The following is a 17,397-nucleotide window of genomic DNA, read 5'->3' as shown; positions in this document are numbered from 1 at the left end:
CCTTGAACAAAGCCAATGAATTGCCGATAGATCAACATGTTGAGCAGCCGTCGCCGGATCTTGTCCGGGAAGCACTCGAACGCGTTGTATCGAGCGACGAGTTTCAAGCTTCGCCCCGTCTCCAGCAGTTTCTTACATACGTAGTCGAGGAAGCTATCGCGGGTCGTGGTCCCCAGATACGAGGTAAAGCTATCGCTGTGGAGGTCTATGAGCGTCGCATTGATGGCACTGGCGGTCAAAACCTCGTTCGCGTCGAAGCCAGGCGGCTACGTCGACTGCTACACGCGTTTTACGAAGAACAATGGGACGGTGACGGTGTTCGCATTTTTGTTGACCCTGGCGGATACAAGCCGCGGTTTTCATACGAACCTACAATCGAAGACCGAACATCAAGTGAACTGAAGATCGACAATCCAGTTGGCCTTTGGCGTTCGCTGAAATTGCTGCCAGCCGGACTGGGTGTTCTTGCATTAGTCGCTGTGCTTGGCGCCTGGATGAGCCAGGATTACAGGGAGGTTGTTCCAACGACTCAATCCATCGAGAAAGCAGAACGTGCAGCACTGGGAGAGCATTCGTTGACAAGACTCCAGGCGGCCAACCTTGCAGACCAAGCCCGAGGCATGTTTTTTCCCGTTTTTGATGTCAAGCGTCAGCAATTAGCACTGGGAATGTTCCAGCACGCGATGGAACTCGACCCGGCCCTGTCTGACGGTTATGCCGGATCAGCGCAGGTCCTGGCGATCCTGGCGGTGTTGTCGCCGGATGAAGCACAAAGGGATGATTTCTTCAATCAAGCCTCAGAAATGTCAGGAAAAGCGCTTGAATTGTCCCCTGCTGATGCGTGGGCAAACGGCGCAAATGGCTGGGTGCTGGCTGTTCAAGACCAGCCAAACGAGGCATTGAAATACGCAAGAATGTCCGTCGAACTGGCACCGAATGATGGCCATATTCTCGACCTTGCAGGTATCACCGCCATCTTGGCTAACGCCCCGAAACTTGCTGCCGAGGTTAGCACCCCGGAGAGACCCAAATCAGGATCTGGCAGGTTTGGTGCGAGAAACATTTGGGGCGTTTCGCAACTTATGCTCGGGAACTACGAAAATGTTGTTGAAGCCTTTCAGGGAGCGCCAGCTGCCGGAGCGCCAGTCAGTGCTCCTTCGCTCTTATTCCAAGCCGTTGCGCACGATCAGTTAGGAAATTCAGAAGAAGCACGACGGCTCGTTGCTGAAATGCGCGGGACATGGCCTGAGTTTCCGTCCGAGTTTCTCGCCGACAGGATTTTCCACAACGACGTCAATACGCGGAATTTGATACTGGAAACGCTGAGTAGATACTGACGAAACCTATTGCGGCTATTGCCTATGTTGGTTTCAGACTTTCGCCACCAGACTTGCGGAAATCGGAACTGATACCAAAAGCAGCGCGAGAATCCAGAATGCCGCCGCCAATGTCGATGTCCCAGCTATGAAACCAATCAATGCTGGCCCCATAAGTATGCCTGCATATCCCGTTGTAGTAACCGAGGCGATCGCAATCCCCGGTGGCATCAAGTTTTGACGTCCAGCAGCGCTGAATAAGATCGGCACCACATTCGCGGCTCCGAGCCCAATCAAGACAAACCCAAGCATGGCAACAACCGAGTTGGTCGATAGCAAAAAACTCGCGATCCCAAGAATTGCGATTGATCCGCCAACCAGCAACACAAGATATTCCCCACATCGCTCGACAATTCGGTCACCATTCAGGCGGGCTAATACCATTGCGATTGAGAACAATATGTAGCCGACGCCGGCGCTTTCGGGTTCGGCGAGTTCAAGATCAATGATTAAAAGAGCGCCCCAATCCAGCAGGGCACCTTCGACCAAAAACGTGATTGCCGCCAAAATGGCTAAGAGCAGAACAATCCCACGCGGAACGACAATGGGTTCCGGATCCTTGCCACTGACCTCCAAAAACCGGGAGCGGGCCAACAGCATCGAAGCCAATGCCACGATAGCCCCCACCATGGCACAAGCCAGAACTGGGATGGATAACGACAACAACAGTGTAACCAAACCAGCTCCGAAAAACCCACCAATACTGAACTGGGCGTGAAAGTTCGACATAAGGGGGCGATTTTCGATAGCTTCAATTTCCGCGCCATGAACGTTCATTGCGACGTCGATGGTCCCAAGTGATGCTCCGAAAACGAATAAAGCTGCACCCAATGCTATTGGCGTTTGCGATAGTGCCAGTAATGGAAGCATGGCGATCAAGCCATAACCTCCAAGCAAAATAAGTGGACGCGCTCCACTGCGCGCTGCCAAGACGCCGGTAGCCGGCATGGCGACTATGGATCCAAATCCAAGACAAAGCAGGAGTAAACCAAATTGAGTTTTGTCTACGTCAACGGATTCTTTGAAAAAGGGAAAAAGGGGCGCGCAGCAGGCCAGGGAAAAACCCGCCGTAAAAAAGGCCAAACGTGTGGCTAAACGCGCCGAGTTTGTAGCCGAATGATCAGTCGGCTGGCCAATACTCCAGGTCAATTCACTTACATGAGAACTGTTGGTCATTTGGTCACCACACGCGTGTGAGACGCGATCAAATCTGTTGTCGCGTTGTGTGAATCTGTGACAACGGCATCTATCTCTGAGAGCGCTACTGTTCGATGACAGGCTCTTAGGCCGATTTTCGCGTGACTAGTCACAACAATAGTGCGGCTTGCGGCGCGGTGCATTGCCTTCTTCATCATGGCTTCTTCTGCATCGTCCGAGCTTAAACCGAACTCTGCCTCCAGTCCGCACGCTCCCAGAATGGCAACATCTGCCGCGACATCCCCAACCCGTTCGATTGCGGTGTCTCCTGTCGCAATGCCGCCTTGCGGCCTTAGGCTACCACCCAAAACATATACCGGGACGTTCTTTTGCTGGCAGGCAATCGCAATCCAGGGCGACGGTGTGATCACAAGACGAACCTCTTCCTGGGGCAGGTGTTCGACTATGGCAAGTGTTGTCGTGCCTCCATCGATCAGAAGTGTCGCTGCACTGCCGATCTCTCGGATAGCGGCCGATACCAGTTTCGTGTCAGGCGCGACATCTCTCGACAGTCTTTTATGCAACGGCGTTGCCGGAGTGGACAAAGGCACAGCGCCACCGCGAACGCGTTGGGCCTTTCCCTCTGCTTCGAGGGCGAGAATATCCCGCCGGATCGTATCAACTGACACGTCAAATTCTTGAGCAGCTTCGACCGCAATGACTTGCTGCCCTTCCTGCAAGCGCCGAGCCAGTTCGAGTTGTCGTGTGTCAGGGACATTCAGATTCATGCAGAAACTTTCAGAATATTGCAAAAAACCGCATAGGCTATTATGCGATTTCCGTCAATACTGAAAAGTATGTGAGCGAGACTGGGATGAAATTGAACCACATTGCTCTTTGGACAAAAGACTTGGAGCGCTCCTCGAAATTTTGGGTAGAGTTTTTCGAAGCGGAACTCAGCGACAGGTTTGAGAGTGTGAATCGCCTCAGCTTTGCCCCCCGCTTCGCCACGTTGCCAAACGAAGACGTCCGCATCGAACTGATGGAAGGGCCATGGGTGAAGCCCTGCTCTCACGAGGAAGGTGGCTGGGCACACGTTGCCTTTTCAGTAGGTAGTGTATCGAATGTTGATGCGGTCGCAGATCGCTTCAAACACGCTGGGCTGCTAGTGTCCGAACCGAGGCGAACGGGAGACGGATATTATGAAGCAGTGGTTCGATCTCCGGAAGGTCTCATGGTGGAGATCGTCGAATGAATTCACTTATAGCCAGAAGTTTTTTGAGTTTATTACTATCAAAAGCAAAGGCCCTATGCTTCTTAGCTTCGAGACGAGCGTCACAATCCATTCAAATTATCTCCGCTTAGAAAGTGTACGGCGGTTGACAAAACCCGCGATAAATCTGGACCTCGCCCTGTGTGGATAACGGGTAGACTTTGCAGATTTGCTACGCTTGATTACTGCGCATAGCCGCCGTCGGTTGATCGCGCAGCATCGGTCAATATGGCCTCAGAGCCGCCTTTCGCAGGGCATCTGGCAGATGACTGCTTTCAAAAGACGAACGGCTGGTTAAGCTGTTCGCTCAATGTTCAGATGTCTGTTTTCTCCGAAATTCTGAGGGCGTCCTCAAGCTCAACGCCAAGGTATCACACCGTGCTGTCAACTTTCGTATGACCGAGCAGAAGTTGCACGGCGCGCAGATTGCCCGTCTTGCGATAGATCTGAGCTGCCTTTGTGCGTCTCAACGAATGCGTGCTGTACGCTCGGCTCGAGACCTATGGCGGAAATCCGTTCACGAACCAGGCGTGCATATTGCCGCGTTTAGACATCCGGTCTTATGTGAGCTGGCTTGGAAAGAGACAGGCACACCCGACCATCTTGGGGCTCCGTGCCCAATTCCAGATGGTTTCGCGTGTGTTTTCAGACACCTCGAACTGCACCACCGCTTCGCCTTGCTTTGAGTGATGGTCACGTGCTCGCGCACCTGATCTCCGCTTACAAGATCGGCGACCTTTAGTTTTACAAGGTCGCAACCCGCGCAACTTACTATCGATCGCCAGATTGAACATCGCCAGATCCCGCAAGTTGCCGGCCAGTTCGAGCCGGGCGCGAATGGCCCAGACCTACTTTAGAAGCAATGGACGTTTCTGACCGACCAATCGCCCTTTGTTCCAGAAGGCGCGATTTGGTTGGACTGCGGGAAGTTGAATTTTGGACATGAGCTTTCCTCCATCCATCCCTCCCGCTCCATGCTTCGACACCTTGTTGACCGGTGAAGTCTAAGCAGAATACTGAATGGCAGGTTTCGAAACATCGTCCAATTCGATGATGCTGTACTGCCGCAAGGCTGCTCTGAGCCCAAAGTAGACACTGCGGTCACTGCTTTTGTGAGTATCCGCGTATCTGTTCAATAGCTCGAGCGGCTACACTGCCCGACAAAGACTCGTCGACGTTTGCTTCTAACGCAGGCAACGCAGAAGATGCTCCTTCGCCGATTTCCCCTAAGGCTATGGCCGCTTCTTTTCTGACAAAGACCGAAGGGCTGTCCAGCAGCATGATCAATTCCGGAACTGCTGGTGCTGCTTCGGACCCAAATAGCGCCAAAGATTGAGCTGCGTCACGCTGTTCTTTGGCATCCCCGCGTGACAAATCGGCTCTAAGGCTTGCGACTGTCGTGCTCGGCGGAAGCGCTGCCATTTGCAGGCCTTTTTTTAATCGGTTGTTCAGGTATTTCTGCTCGCCAATCCAACGCACAATAAAGAAATACTCGCGAACAACTTCGTTCAGACCACTCTCTTTTTCACCTTTACGCCATCGATCTATCAATGCCCGCGCAGCCCGCCGGTCGCCATTCAATGCCAAAATCGAGGCGGCAAAAGGCATCAATTCAATTGCCTGAGGGTTTCGCTCCAGTTCATGCAATATGGCTACCTCAGCGCCTACCAGATCATCCATTGCAAAATACGCAGCACCTTCGAACAACGCATAATGGCTGGGGTACGCAGGGTCGAGACGCATCGCAGCTTGAACAAATGCAAGACCTTCCTCAGGTTTACCGCCCGCAATCAGAGCCCATCCCATCGTCAAGTGCGCTTCGGGGTCACTGGGTTGTAAAGCAATGGCTTTTGCCGCTTCCTGTCTGGCTTCATCCGTTCCTCGGCTTTTACCAGTAGCACTGTCCCAATCCGGAAGATTTAAACTGACAATTGCTCTGACCACGTGGATCAGTGAGGTATCCTGCTGCGTAAGCTCACGATAGTACTTGTAGAACAGGCCAATGTGCATCTGCTCTTCGGCGTCCGCGAAGCCAGTCCAATGGTGAAAAATGTGTGGTCGTAAATGTGCCAGAGCAAGTGTTGCCCACGCGCGTCCATAATCAGGATCCAGCTCAACCGCGCGTTCGAAATGCGGTATCGCAGCCAGGTTGTCCTGCTCATTGAAGCGCGAATAGAGTTCCCAACCACGCTGGAAGGCTTCGCGCGCCTCGATCGTTTCAGTTTCTACGTTTTCGATTGCAGTCCGACTTTGAGAGTCAAGCGGAACATCTAACTCCCGCGCAATTGCCAGCACAATGCTGTTTTGCAGGTCAAAAATGTCATCAATTTCACCATCGAAACGTTCTGCCCAAATCAATCTACCGTCCAATGTGTCGGTCAGGCGGATATTAACCCGAAAACCATCGCCGGTGCGCCTAAGGCTACCATCGACTACGTAGCGAACACCCAATTTCTCGGCAAAGCTAGCAACATCAATGTCGCGGTCCTGAAAAGCGAAAGATGTGTTTCCAGCGATGACGAATAGCCCGGAAATCCGAGACAAATCCGTTATCAGGTCCTCAGATACACCATCGATCAGCATCTTGTTGGAAGCGTCACTGGTAAAATTTGTCAACGGAAGCACGGCAATCGAAGGCAAGTCAGGTAGCGGGTAGACCATTTGCGCTTCTGAGGCGCGCAGTTGACCCTTTTCCCATGTCTTTACCCCGAAATACCCTAACACAGCTAGCACCATCAAGACTGCAGCCAACTTCATGAAACGTGGCGTTAGCTTGGTTTCGGGCTTCGATAACGACCGCGTCGCATCGGTTTCGATGCGGAAAGCCTCAACCGGCTCCGCGATATTCTTGACTGCCTGAGGGCCAATAGGTGCAAAGTTGAAAGGTACCTTGTTGCGGGCGTATTCGACGATCGACTGTGACGCAATTATTCCCCCTGGCTCCGCCAGCGCCTCAAGCCGAGCGGCCACGTTGACGCCGTCGCCCAAGATGTCATTAGCGTTCGAGACAACGTCTCCGACGTTCAAACCGATCCGAAAAACGATAGCGTGGTCGGGCTCGATTTCTGAGTTTCTTTTCGAGAGTTCAGATTGTATCTCTACGGCCGCGCGAACAGCATCGACCGCACTGTGGAATTCAATCAGAAAACTGTCACCCGCTGTGTTCGCAATGCGCCCGGTATACCCGGAAATCAATGGTTCGATGACTTGGGAACGGATCTCACGCAGCTTGTCGATGGTACCTTCTTCATCCAAACCGACCAATCTTGAATAGCCTGCGATATCGGCGGCTAAGATAGCTGCTAATCGACGTTTTGGTCGGCTTTCCATAATTTCGCAGCCTATCATTGGGCTGTTTTTCTGGAAACCGGTTTTCACGGCAAGGCATTCAGTGCTGACTATTGAAACCTATGTGTCAGCCATTTGGATCGGACAAATACTCGTAGTTTATTGATTTTCAGGCTAAGATTCTGCAGAAAGCGTTAAAATGCACACGCCAGCTTTGTTCGCAAATCAGACTCTAACGGACTTGAACCGCTCGTTAAGGAATGGCAACCCAAAGGGAATCCAGCGTCACGCAGGAAATGTCACATGAAAAACCTTGTTCTAACGTGCTGGTTTGGAGCTATTTCCCTAGGGTTCACGGCGTTTCCATCTGCTGCACAGCCCCGGCTAGGTTGGGCGTATCAGATTGATGGGCTTGCCGCGTTTCAAGGGGACGCGGATTTGAGCGGCGGTGGCGAGTTCTCTGCAAGTCGATCATTTCTACGTGTCACCGCACTTTACAATCTGGAAGAAGGAAATTCCGTTGGGCTTTCCACCAGCTTTGGCAAGCTGGATTATAACTTCAGCCAACCGAACAACCAGCCTTGGGAAAACATCCGTGACCTTCGCATTGCTGTTCCTGTCCGGTTTCGTGTGGGTGATACAGCTACGGTTTTTGTGTCGCCACAAATCAGGTGGGACTATCAAAGCGGGGCCTCGTCATCTGACGGCAGAACCTATGGTGTTTTTGCTGGTCTTGCTTGGAAACTGAGCGAGCGCCTGACGATAGGCCCGGCCTTTGGTGCGTATTCTCAATTTGACGATGACAGTACTGATTTTTTTCCGGCTTTGCTGATCGACTGGGACATAAATGATCGCTGGAACTTGAACACTGGCTCTGGTTTAGGAGCAACGCAAGGTCCCGGATTGACACTGAGCTACTCGTTGAATGACACGATAGACCTTTCGTTGACCGCGCGATCGGAAAGGATACGATTCAGGTTGGATGGGGATGGCCTTGCCCCGGATGGCGTAGGTGAAGATAAGAGTATCCCTGTAGTTCTTTCTGTTGGGTACAACCCGAATCCCGGGGTTTCATTGAGCGTCTTTGCAGGCGCAGAAATTGACGGCCGCCTGACGCTAGATGATGCGAATGGAGCGGAAATTAGTCGTCAGAGCTATGAAACAGCGCCATTGGTCGGTCTGGCATTTAGAGTTAGGTTCTGATCGCAGCATTGAGCCTGTTTGCCAGATGCGTGCGTAGGTTTTCTCGCAGCTGAGTCCATACTTCCGCTGTGTCCGCGAAGCAGTCGTTTGTAAGGGTTGCGGCGCACGGCTGCTCCGAGCCCTGTTTGGCCGATGCCGCAACCTGAATGAATGGCTGTTTTCGCGGTCCGGATATGAAAGCCAGAGGAAAGTCACGTAAATCAGTAGCTTTTTCGTAAGTGAGGAAATCTAAGTCGCTGGCGATATTGCTTAAGTTGAAAACTTCACGCGAAAATCCCGAGGTGTGATCCCTGTTGCTTCGTGGAACTTTCGGCCAAAGGCCGAATGGTCAGAATATCCGATTTCAAAAGCGATCTGTTGAATTTGTTTTGTTGAATGGATCAGCAACTCTTTGGCGTTCTCAATCCGGACTGCATTTACATAGGCCATTGGTGTCAGTCGGGTTACGGAGGTGAAGCGTCGGATGAATGTGCGCGCTGCAAGCCCGGCAGATTTGGCCAGATCATCCACCGACAGGTTGTCCGCATAATTACTTTCGATATGCAATTGTGCCTTTCGCACGGCTGTATCCTGACGCGACAGGTTTGGGGTGAAGCTGCGATAGCGCCGTTGGTCGATCCGGGCAACGTCAACGACAAAGTAGCGCGATGTTTCAATCATCACATCACGGCCGATCAGGCGCTCGATCAATGCGAGAGCAAGATCAACCCAAGCCATCATCCCGCCTGCGGTGATAAGATCCGTATGTTCAATCAGGATTTGATCCACATCGGTCGCGACACTGGGATAGTGCTCTTTCATTTGGGTCTCCAAGCCCCAATGCGTTGTCACCGGTCGATTGCCCAGAACATTGGCTTCTGCCAGCCAAATCAATCCAGCACATACCGAACACAATAGCGCTCCGCGAGCGTGTTCCCGACGAAGTGACAGAGGGATGTCAGGCTGCGCTATGACGTCGATCTCTTGGCCCGTGGGTGGCAGAATGTAGACATCATATCCAGGCTCAACGGCGTCTGTGAGTTCCACACACAAAGAGCGATCGCGTTTCAAGGTTCCGGCAAGCTCTAGCATTTCTTTGATGCCATGCACTGCGGAAGTCAAAGCGCCCATATAGCTTATGACGGCGATGCGTTTGGCTTGGCTCATCTTGTCATTATCTGCATAGTTTTTGTCATTTGTGCCAGTAGCGAAATGGCGAGGAAAAATCAATCTGGTTGCAAGTAACATGAAAGGACATGACCATGAAAAACCTCAGGTTATCCCGCCGGACATTTTCCACAGCCCTTCTTGGCACTGCAGCGTCTGTGGCATTCCCCCCGGTTGTCTTTGCGGGAGAAGTCGTCTCTTTGAACATTGGGACAAAGGTAGTTTCGATGTTGTCGGACGGTCATTTCAGCCTTCCTTCCGCCTTTTTCCAGGGAGCTGACGAAGAAGCCTTAGCCGCCGCAGGCGATCCCATTGATATCGGGGCCACAGCCTGGCTGGTGCGAGATGACGACCGCATCATTCTTGTGGACACGGGATCCGGTCAGGCCCTGTCAGGAATGTTTCCGACCGTCGGCAAACTGGACGCGCTCCTTGCTGCTGAACGGATCGAAAAAACCGCCATCTCCGATATCGTTCTGACCCATATGCATGCAGATCACATTGGTGGTTTGATGGGTCCGGACGCGGGTGGGTTTGCAAATGCAAAAATCCATGTGGCTGAGGCCGAATGGGCGTTCTGGACAAATCCCGCGTTGCTTGCCAATGCGCCAGAGGCGGACAAACCGATGATTGAATTGCTGCAATCCATCGCCGCACCTTTGGCGGATCGGGTCACTACATATGTGGGAGAAGCTGATCTTGGTGGAGGCGTCACACTTGTTCCGCTGCCCGGACACACGGCAGGTCACAGCGGCGTCCGCGTTGCGGCGGTAGATGGCGAAGCTCTCTTCATTGTCGGTGACGCGGTCATTTCAGAAGCCTTGCAATTCGCGCATCCGAACGTGAGTTGCGCGCTTGATTCCGATCCAGCGCAGGCGATTGCAACACGGACAGAGTTGTTGGTCCAGTTGGCGGAAAACGAAACGGTGTTTTCCGCAACGCATCTTAGCTATCCGGGCACCGGGCGCGTCGAACGCGCTGGCGAAGGCTTTGCCTTTGTTCCTCTGACCTGAAAATTAAAGGTGTAGGTGGGCGCGTATTTATTGCTTCTACCTAAGCCGATGCTTCATGTACTGGCGATCATGGTTGTTCAGATATTCGCATTTGCATTCTAAATTGCTTCACTGAGCGAACCAATGGTCTGAAATTTATGACAACGCCTCTCAAGAGCATTTTCGTCTATCTTTCGTGAAGCAGCCATAGGGGTGCAACATCTTCATGCCCGTTTGGTCCCGCGCTGGGGTAATTGATGCACTACACAGCGAAAGACTGCTTTGAACGCAAAGCGGAAGTGTAACAGACACACTGCGCCAGCCTACAGCGGCCGGCAAATTCACCCATCATACAAAGGTTGAGTTTTGTCCAACCGAGCGTTTACGCTCAAAGCCCGTCGCGTAGCCATTACATGATCTCTTTCAAAGAAAATCTGTCTAACCACTTCAGCGAGGTTCCAAATTGCGTAGGTTTAGCAAATTCAACTGCAGTGCTTTGGCCGTTGTTTTACTTTCGCAGGTACTGATTGCCGCTCCACTTGACGCGCAGGAGGCAGCCCCGGTGACTTATTCGCTGGAAGCAGACGTGGTTTATGGACAGGGGGTCGTGACGAAAGAGGGTAAGGAGATTTCGCGCGATTTGTGGATGGACGTCTATCATCCGACCAAAGGCACAGACACGCCGCCGCGACCTGCTTTAATCCTCACCTTCGGCGGCGCATTCCATCGCGGCAGTCCGCGACTTACGTTTCAATCGGGTGGTGCTCAGGATACCTCGATGGGCAATTATTGCCGCCGTTTTGCCGCGCGGGGCTATACCTGCTTTGCAATCGATTATCGGCTGACACCCGAAGGGCCTGTGCCATCGGGTGAAGGTTATCAAACAGATTGGATCGCGCCAGACAGTCTGTTGCCACTATTGCCCCAAGCCAACCACATTCGGGGCACTATGGACCTGCCGCCGCTTGATTTCAGCATCCCCGAACAAGAGAAGGCAATGGTTGATGGTGTGATCTCGGCTGCCGAGGATTTGCGCGAAGCGGTACTGCATATCCAGGACTCCGCGACCACTTACAACATCGATCCGAACCGTATTGTACTTGGAGGGTTTTCCGCAGGCGCAGTGACGTCCTGGAATGTTGCACATGGTATGGGAGTTCCTGTCTCTGGTGTTTTTCTCCTCTCGGGCACAGACGCCGGGTTTGACGTGAACAAGGCGGTTACAGCTTCGTCAAACAGACCGCCGATACTCATGTTCATGGGTCAGTATGATCTGCCGGGCGCGTTGTCTTCAGTTCCCCTCCTTGTCGCTCACTACGAAAAAGTCGGCGTGGAGCATGAGTTTGCGTGGGTACCGGGCTTTGGCCATTTCTATCCTGCCGGAGCAGCCAGCTTGGGTGGCGACGCAGTAAGCATGTCCGTGGAAGGGCGGATTGCCAAGTTCCTCGAACGCGTAATTGGCAAAGAACAGTGATGCACAGATGAACAGCTGCAAGCGGCGGTTGACAACTGCCTTAGCATTGGTCGCCTTCAGCAAAGGCAGTTTTGTCCACACACCTGACCTTGAGCCATGTTCAGGCGTGGCAAAGCATGATCTATTGCGTCAGGTGATAGGTAAAAGCCCAATTTGCTCGCGCCTCGCTCCTATGGTCAGGACCCATTGATTTCCGCTTGGTTGCGTGATTCACGGTTCGAAAACGAGCGATGAACATGTCTGATCTTTTCTGGTTGACAGACGCGCAGATGGCGCGGCTTGAGCCTTTCTTTCCGAAGTCTCATGGCAAAGCTCGCGTTGATGATCGACGTGTACTGAGTGGGATTATCTTCATCAATCGTAATGACTTACACTGGCGTGGACGCCTGATGGGGCGGACCAAAGGCGGCTTGAATACCAAGCTGCACGCCATCTGCGACGGCCAAGGACGTCCGCTGAACCTGTTTGCGACTTCAGGACAGGTCAGCGATTATATCGAAGCCCGTGCATTGGTGAACAGTTTGACGAAGGTGGACTGGCTACTCGGCGACCGTGGCTATGACGCCGATTGGTTCCGAGACGCATTGAAAGACAAAGGGATACGCGCTTGCATCCCTGGCCGGAAACAGTGGAAGAAACCAGTGAAGTACGACAAGCGTCGCTACAATCGGCGCAACCGGATCGAAATTATCTTCGGCAGTCTTAAGGATTGGCGGCGCGCGGAAACCCGATATGACCGCTGTCCCAAGGTCTTCTTCTCAGCCATCGCTCTCACGGCAAACGTTATCTATTGGCTATGAGTCTTGACCCCTAGAGAAACCTGCCGTTCTAAATCGGCCTGACCACCAAGTTTCCCTGTCGCGTCACTCATCACCTGCGCGCTGATCGCTACTTAGAGGAGCGGATAGCGCCGATGATAGTGATAAACATCGTGAGTATTTGAGATCGTTGCCGAAACAACCACCCGCTCAGGGCCTGAGCTGAGCGCCCTTCGTTGGTCAGTTCTGCCAAGTCCATAAAGTAGGACGACGCGGAAACTGCTGGAAATTTACTCATGGATTTGGTGGTTGGCTGATTGGACGGCAACTTCAAGCTCGCCGCCATCCATCTGCTTCGAAGTCGATTAGAAGGAGAGCTGGTAGTAGGCTAACAGCAACACCGCGATGATCACAAGTTCAACGACCAGCGGGGGCAGAACAGCTTTGTCAAATCCGTCCGCCAATATTCCAACAATACGACCGACAGCGACAACACCCATCAGGATCGCAACAGCCACATAGCCCAGTGTCTGACCGGTGGTCAGACCGATCACCAGCAAAACCATTGAGGCCAGAAACAGCCCGCCAATCACCGAACGGATCGTACTGAGTCCGGCGGTGCCGACCGGCTCGATGGCAAAGTTGGCGACCATGCGCCGAGGAGCAAACATTGACATGATGCCGAGGCCAGACAGCATGATGGTTGCGAGGATGACGAAGATGTTCAATGTGGTATCCATTTCATTTCTCCCTTAAATTGAGCGAACTGTCGCAGTGCCTGGTTCGCGTTGTCCTGAGTGGTGATATCTGACAGAGCCCTGTCTATGCTGGCTTGATCCACGACTGGCCCGGTGGGATAACCCGTTTGACTGGCATAGAAGTGGCCGGTTTTGAATTCCGGGTTTAGCAAACCATCGAGATACCGTTTTGCCCCGGCCTCAACGCTGTGCATCATGCCGAACAAGGGCATCAACACTCCGCCCACGTGTTTGAAGACAATGCGTTTCATAAGTGGCAGGTCGTCAAAGCCAGCGGTTCCTGCGGTGCCTCCGGGGCTCATGGTGACAAAGCGAATATGGGGGTGCTGGCGCGCCATCGCCCCCATCCACAGGGTCGCGGTGAGCTTGGCATAGCCATAGGTCTGCATAGGGTCGCCCTCAGGTCCGAACTTGCTGCCGTCGGCGATTGATTTGAATTCGTCGACTGTTCCATCGGACAGGTCGGGGCGGTGCATACCCATTTTGGGAATACCACGAGCAGCCTCGGACCCGGCGTATAGGATTGTGGATGTCACCAACTGGCGTTCCAGCAACGCGTCTACCAACACCACGTGGCCCAAAACGTTTGTTGCGAAAATGTTAGTCACGCCATCGCTGGTGAGGCTGTTTGGGTTCTGCTCGCCCGTTCTACCCGCATTCAGGATTACAGCGTCAATCGGGGTGGAAAGTTCGGCCACAACGGCGCGAACCGCGGCCGGATCGGCCACGTCCATCAGGACAATTTCAAAAATCTTGCGTCCGGTTTCATGTTCCAGCGACGATTTCGCTGCTTTGGCTTTCGTTGGGTTGCGGCAGGCCAGATAGACCTTGGATATGCCTTTCTGAAGCGCAAGTTGCCGGGCCGCTTCTCGGCCCAGTCCGGCATTTGCGCCGGTGATCAATACAGATTGTATCTGGTTCATCGGATAGGGTCCTTGGGTTTAAGTTCGATAGGCCCAAGGTAGGGTGGTCAATAAATGAACTGTAGATGGACAATTGTGGACACCGTGCCTCAATTATGAAACACAGGCTTCATGTCGATAAAGGAAAGCCACTCACTTAACTGGGTTGATCTGAAGTACTTTCTTGCTGTTGCCCGCACCGGAACATTGCGGGGCGGCGCTGATAGCATTCAGGTCAACCACACGACATTGACCCGGAGACTTTCAGTTATGGAAGAACGTGTCGGAAGTCGCCTCTTTGATCGCTCCAAGCAAGGTCTGGTTCTGACACAGCTTGGCGAAGATCTGATGCCCCATGCCGAACGGGTAGAAGCCGAAATGGCCGCTGCGTCTCGGGTCATTGTCGGACGGGATGCGCAACCTTCGGGCACGGTATACGTAACGCTGCCCCATGGTCTGGCGATGACCTCGCTGATGGATGATTTCGCCGCCTTCGCTGACCTCTACCCGGACATTACCCTCAACATGAACTTCACCAACGACATCCGCGATCTGACACGACGCGAAGCGGATGTCTCGTTGCGCATAGCAAATGAGGTGACTGATGATGTGGTTGGCAGAAAACTCGTCCAAATGTCACAGGCCGCCTATTGCACACGCGACTACGCGGAACGTATTAGCGACAACGGAGGCGCGGGATTGCACCTGATTGGCTGGCATGAGCCTGAAGAAGTAACCACAGCGAAGTGGGTCAAAGACAGTTATTATCCCAAGGCCACGCTGAAACACCGTGTATCTGAACTTGTTCCATTGATCTCGCTGGCGGCTTCCGGGCTGGGCATGGCGTACCTTGCCTGCAATTTGGGAGACCGGCACCCAAACCTGATCAGAGCACCGTTTCAAAAACCCATGCCATACAGAAGCATCTGGCTATTGCTACACCGCGACCTGAAGAACACGGCCCGGGTCAGACTATTCGTGGATTTCTTGGCCGCGAGCGTCCAATCGAGGCGGAATGAGTTCTGGGTTGCTGGAACGACACTGCCTCAATAGAAAACATGCAGACAATCGAATGGGTAATATTATGTCCAAAATCGGGTCGTAATCGAAATTTCATGACAATGAATGCGGGATGAACTAAAGGTTTATTTCAGAATAAGTAATAAGTTCTGGACGTCTAGTGGAACACATAACCTTTACCTTCGAGATGGGGGTCGTTTGCGCCCTTCTCGCCTTCACAGTTTTCCTATTTGTGTCCGAGGTCGTCAGAATCGACCTTTCCGCCATACTGGTTCTGGTTCTCGTTGGTCTGCTCAGCTACGCACCCGGCCTTGAAAATCTGGCGGATGTGCCGCGTCTGTTTGATGGGTTTGCGTCAAACGCGGTCATTTCGATCATTGCGGTCATGATCGTTGGTGCTGGATTGGACAAAACCGGCATCATGAACAAGGTTGCGGCCGTTATTCTGAAGTACGGCGGCAAATCGGAAAGCCGCGTGCTGCCGATCATCTCGGGAACTGTTGGCGTCATTTCTTCCTTCATGCAAAACGTCGGCGCTGCCGCCTTGTTCCTGCCAGTTGTCAGCCGGATATCCACGAGATCGGGAATACCGCTGTCGCGCCTGCTTATGCCGATGGGGTTCTGCGCGATCCTGGGGGGGACGATGACGATGGTGGGGTCCTCACCGCTGATCTTGCTCAACGACCTGATACAAACGGCCAATGACGGCTTGCCGGACAATCAGAAAATGCAGCCGTTCGGGCTGTTCTCGGTAACACCGATTGGGGCGGTGCTGATCTTGACTGGAATCGGGTATTTTCTGCTGCTCGGGCGCTGGGTTCTTCCTGTGGCGGAAGGGGCCGACAACACGGGCACCGGTCAGGGCACACAAGAGTATTTGCAGCGGGTGTATGGGCTAAAGGCAGATGTGTTCGAAGTTGTTGTGCCTGCAGACAGCCCGCTGGTCGGGCAGATCCTGGCCGATATCAACCATGAGAACCACCTGTACATCATTTCAACTTTTTATCGCGGCAAAACGTCAATGGTTCAGGTTCTGACCGCTGAAATCGCAGCCCCTTGTCGGCTGGCGATTGTTGGACGGCGTGGCGAGGTAGAGGTTTTTGCGAAGAAATTCGGCTTAACAGTTCTTCCCGATCTGGATGTTTTTGTTGAGGAGTTCGCACCCACCAATGCCGGTGTCGCCGAAGTTGTCGTTACCCCCGACAGTAAATTGATCGGCAAATGCCCGCGCGAGCTTTTGTTCCGCAAAACATACGGCATGTCGCTTCTGGCTATTCACAGAGGGGAAGAAACGCTCAGCCACGTTGAGACTGAAGATCACGAATCCACTCAGATTGGGCTTGAAAAGTTCCATGCCGGGGACATGCTGGTCGCGCACACGCGGTGGGACAATCTGATGCGGATCACCCGCGATCCGGATTTCGTTGTGGTCACAAGCGATTTCCCGCAGGAGGAATTGAGGCCGCAGAAAGTCGGGTGGGCGCTTGCTTTTTTCGCTATTTCAATATGCCTGATCCTGTTTACCGACGTACGCCTTTCGCTTTGTCTTCTCACAGGGGCAGCTGGCATGATGCTGAGCCGCGTTCTCAGCGTGGATGAGGCTTACCGTGCCGTTGGATGGAACACTGTTTTCCTGCTTGCCTGCCTCATACCTTTGGGACAGGCGGTGCAAAATACCGGCACAGCCGCATGGATCGCACAGCAGATCATGGTCATTCTCGACGGCTGGCCGCTTTGGTCGCTTCAAGCGGGCATTGCTGTTCTGGCAACGGCGTTTTCATTGGTCATGTCGAATGTTGGCGCCACCGTTCTGCTCGTACCGCTGGCTGTGTCCATTGCAGTGGCTGCCGGAGGCAACCCTGCAGTCTTTGCGCTGACCGTTGCCATTTCCACCTCGAACAGCTTCATCATCCCGACCCATCAGGTCAATGCGCTGATCATGGGTCCGGCAGGGTACAAGGTCATGGATTTCGTCCGTTCAGGCGGCATCATGACCGCGCTGTTCCTTGTCGTTTCATTGGTGATGATCAACGTTATGTACTAGCGCGGCAATCGGGGCCGGATTTCTGG

At 53.1% G+C, this 17,397-nt stretch carries 14 protein-coding genes and 1 pseudogene; 8 read left to right on the top strand and 7 right to left on the bottom strand.

Annotated elements, in window-relative coordinates; genetic code table 11:
• The first annotated feature begins 2 nt into the window (after positions 1–2).
• Positions 3–1,337 carry a hypothetical protein gene (locus GOV90_RS13255; RefSeq protein WP_171090972.1) on the top strand — a complete coding sequence of 445 codons (1,335 nt, stop codon included), beginning with the start codon at positions 3–5 and terminating at the stop codon, positions 1,335–1,337.
• Between the two features lie 33 nt (positions 1,338–1,370).
• Here GOV90_RS13255 and GOV90_RS13250 read toward each other — a convergent pair whose 3' ends face one another.
• Positions 1,371–2,552 carry an MFS transporter gene (locus tag GOV90_RS13250; protein ID WP_171090974.1) on the bottom strand — a complete coding sequence of 394 codons (1,182 nt, stop codon included), beginning with the start codon at positions 2,550–2,552 and terminating at the stop codon, positions 1,371–1,373.
• Positions 2,549–3,301: a DeoR/GlpR family DNA-binding transcription regulator gene (locus GOV90_RS13245; RefSeq protein ID WP_171090976.1), complete on the bottom strand. Its 753-nt coding sequence runs from the start codon at positions 3,299–3,301 to the stop codon at positions 2,549–2,551. Before GOV90_RS13245 ends, GOV90_RS13250 begins: the two co-directional genes overlap by 4 nt.
• 86 nt (positions 3,302–3,387) lie before the next feature.
• Here GOV90_RS13245 and GOV90_RS13240 point away from each other — a divergent pair, with 86 nt between their 5' ends.
• The gene (locus tag GOV90_RS13240) at positions 3,388–3,768 is read left to right on the top strand and encodes a VOC family protein (RefSeq protein WP_171090978.1); all 381 of its coding nucleotides are present in this window, start codon (positions 3,388–3,390) and stop codon (positions 3,766–3,768) included.
• 389 nt (positions 3,769–4,157) lie between these two features.
• Here the strand turns inward: GOV90_RS13240 and GOV90_RS13235 are convergent.
• Together GOV90_RS13235 and GOV90_RS13230 are read right to left on the bottom strand one after the other, a co-directional pair.
• Positions 4,158–4,580, bottom strand: a pseudogene (locus tag GOV90_RS13235) (tyrosine-type recombinase/integrase).
• Positions 4,581–4,887: 307 nt separating this feature from the next.
• Positions 4,888–7,164 carry an adenylate/guanylate cyclase domain-containing protein gene (locus tag GOV90_RS13230; RefSeq protein WP_371732478.1) on the bottom strand — a complete coding sequence of 759 codons (2,277 nt, stop codon included), beginning with the start codon at positions 7,162–7,164 and terminating at the stop codon, positions 4,888–4,890.
• Between the two features lie 348 nt (positions 7,165–7,512).
• Here GOV90_RS13230 and GOV90_RS13225 point away from each other — a divergent pair, with 348 nt between their 5' ends.
• On the top strand, positions 7,513–8,277 hold the full coding sequence (locus tag GOV90_RS13225) for a hypothetical protein (RefSeq protein ID WP_371732479.1): 765 nt from the start codon (positions 7,513–7,515) through the stop codon (positions 8,275–8,277).
• A gap of 249 nt (positions 8,278–8,526) precedes the next feature.
• Here GOV90_RS13225 and GOV90_RS13220 read toward each other — a convergent pair whose 3' ends face one another.
• Complete coding sequence (locus tag GOV90_RS13220; protein ID WP_171090982.1) at positions 8,527–9,423, bottom strand: GlxA family transcriptional regulator; 897 nt, start codon at positions 9,421–9,423, stop codon at positions 8,527–8,529.
• Between the two features lie 95 nt (positions 9,424–9,518).
• Between GOV90_RS13220 and GOV90_RS13215 the strand changes: the two genes are divergently transcribed.
• The 3 genes from GOV90_RS13215 (at position 9,519) to GOV90_RS13205 (ending at position 12,689) form a co-directional block, all read left to right on the top strand.
• Positions 9,519–10,436 (top strand): MBL fold metallo-hydrolase, encoded by a 918-nt coding sequence (locus tag GOV90_RS13215; protein ID WP_171091221.1) that lies wholly within the window; start codon positions 9,519–9,521, stop codon positions 10,434–10,436.
• A gap of 541 nt (positions 10,437–10,977) precedes the next feature.
• On the top strand, positions 10,978–11,889 hold the full coding sequence (locus GOV90_RS13210) for a dienelactone hydrolase family protein (RefSeq protein ID WP_171090983.1): 912 nt from the start codon (positions 10,978–10,980) through the stop codon (positions 11,887–11,889).
• Between the two features lie 236 nt (positions 11,890–12,125).
• The gene (locus GOV90_RS13205) at positions 12,126–12,689 is read left to right on the top strand and encodes an IS5 family transposase (protein WP_171090986.1); all 564 of its coding nucleotides are present in this window, start codon (positions 12,126–12,128) and stop codon (positions 12,687–12,689) included.
• Between the two features lie 323 nt (positions 12,690–13,012).
• Here GOV90_RS13205 and GOV90_RS13200 read toward each other — a convergent pair whose 3' ends face one another.
• Entirely contained in the window at positions 13,013–13,387 is a 375-nt protein-coding gene (locus tag GOV90_RS13200) for a DUF4345 family protein (RefSeq protein ID WP_171090988.1), read from the bottom strand.
• Positions 13,372–14,328 carry an SDR family NAD(P)-dependent oxidoreductase gene (locus GOV90_RS13195; RefSeq protein ID WP_171090990.1) on the bottom strand — a complete coding sequence of 319 codons (957 nt, stop codon included), beginning with the start codon at positions 14,326–14,328 and terminating at the stop codon, positions 13,372–13,374. Before GOV90_RS13195 ends, GOV90_RS13200 begins: the two co-directional genes overlap by 16 nt.
• 111 nt (positions 14,329–14,439) lie before the next feature.
• On the opposite strand from GOV90_RS13195, the gene GOV90_RS13190 reads away from it, so the two are divergent.
• Together GOV90_RS13190 and GOV90_RS13185 are read left to right on the top strand one after the other, a co-directional pair.
• Complete coding sequence (locus GOV90_RS13190) at positions 14,440–15,360, top strand: LysR family transcriptional regulator (protein ID WP_171090992.1); 921 nt, start codon at positions 14,440–14,442, stop codon at positions 15,358–15,360.
• 154 nt (positions 15,361–15,514) lie between these two features.
• A complete protein-coding gene (locus GOV90_RS13185) occupies positions 15,515–17,371 on the top strand; it encodes an SLC13 family permease (RefSeq protein ID WP_171091224.1) in 1,857 nt (618 codons plus the stop codon).
• Positions 17,372–17,397: the final 26 nt, after the last annotated feature.

The sequence above is a fragment of the Ruegeria sp. HKCCA5929 genome, from assembly GCF_013034525.1.
Classification (GTDB): domain Bacteria; phylum Pseudomonadota; class Alphaproteobacteria; order Rhodobacterales; family Rhodobacteraceae; genus Ruegeria.
The sequence above is the reverse complement of the archived record's forward strand: the minus strand, read 5'-3'. Positions and strand labels throughout refer to the sequence as shown.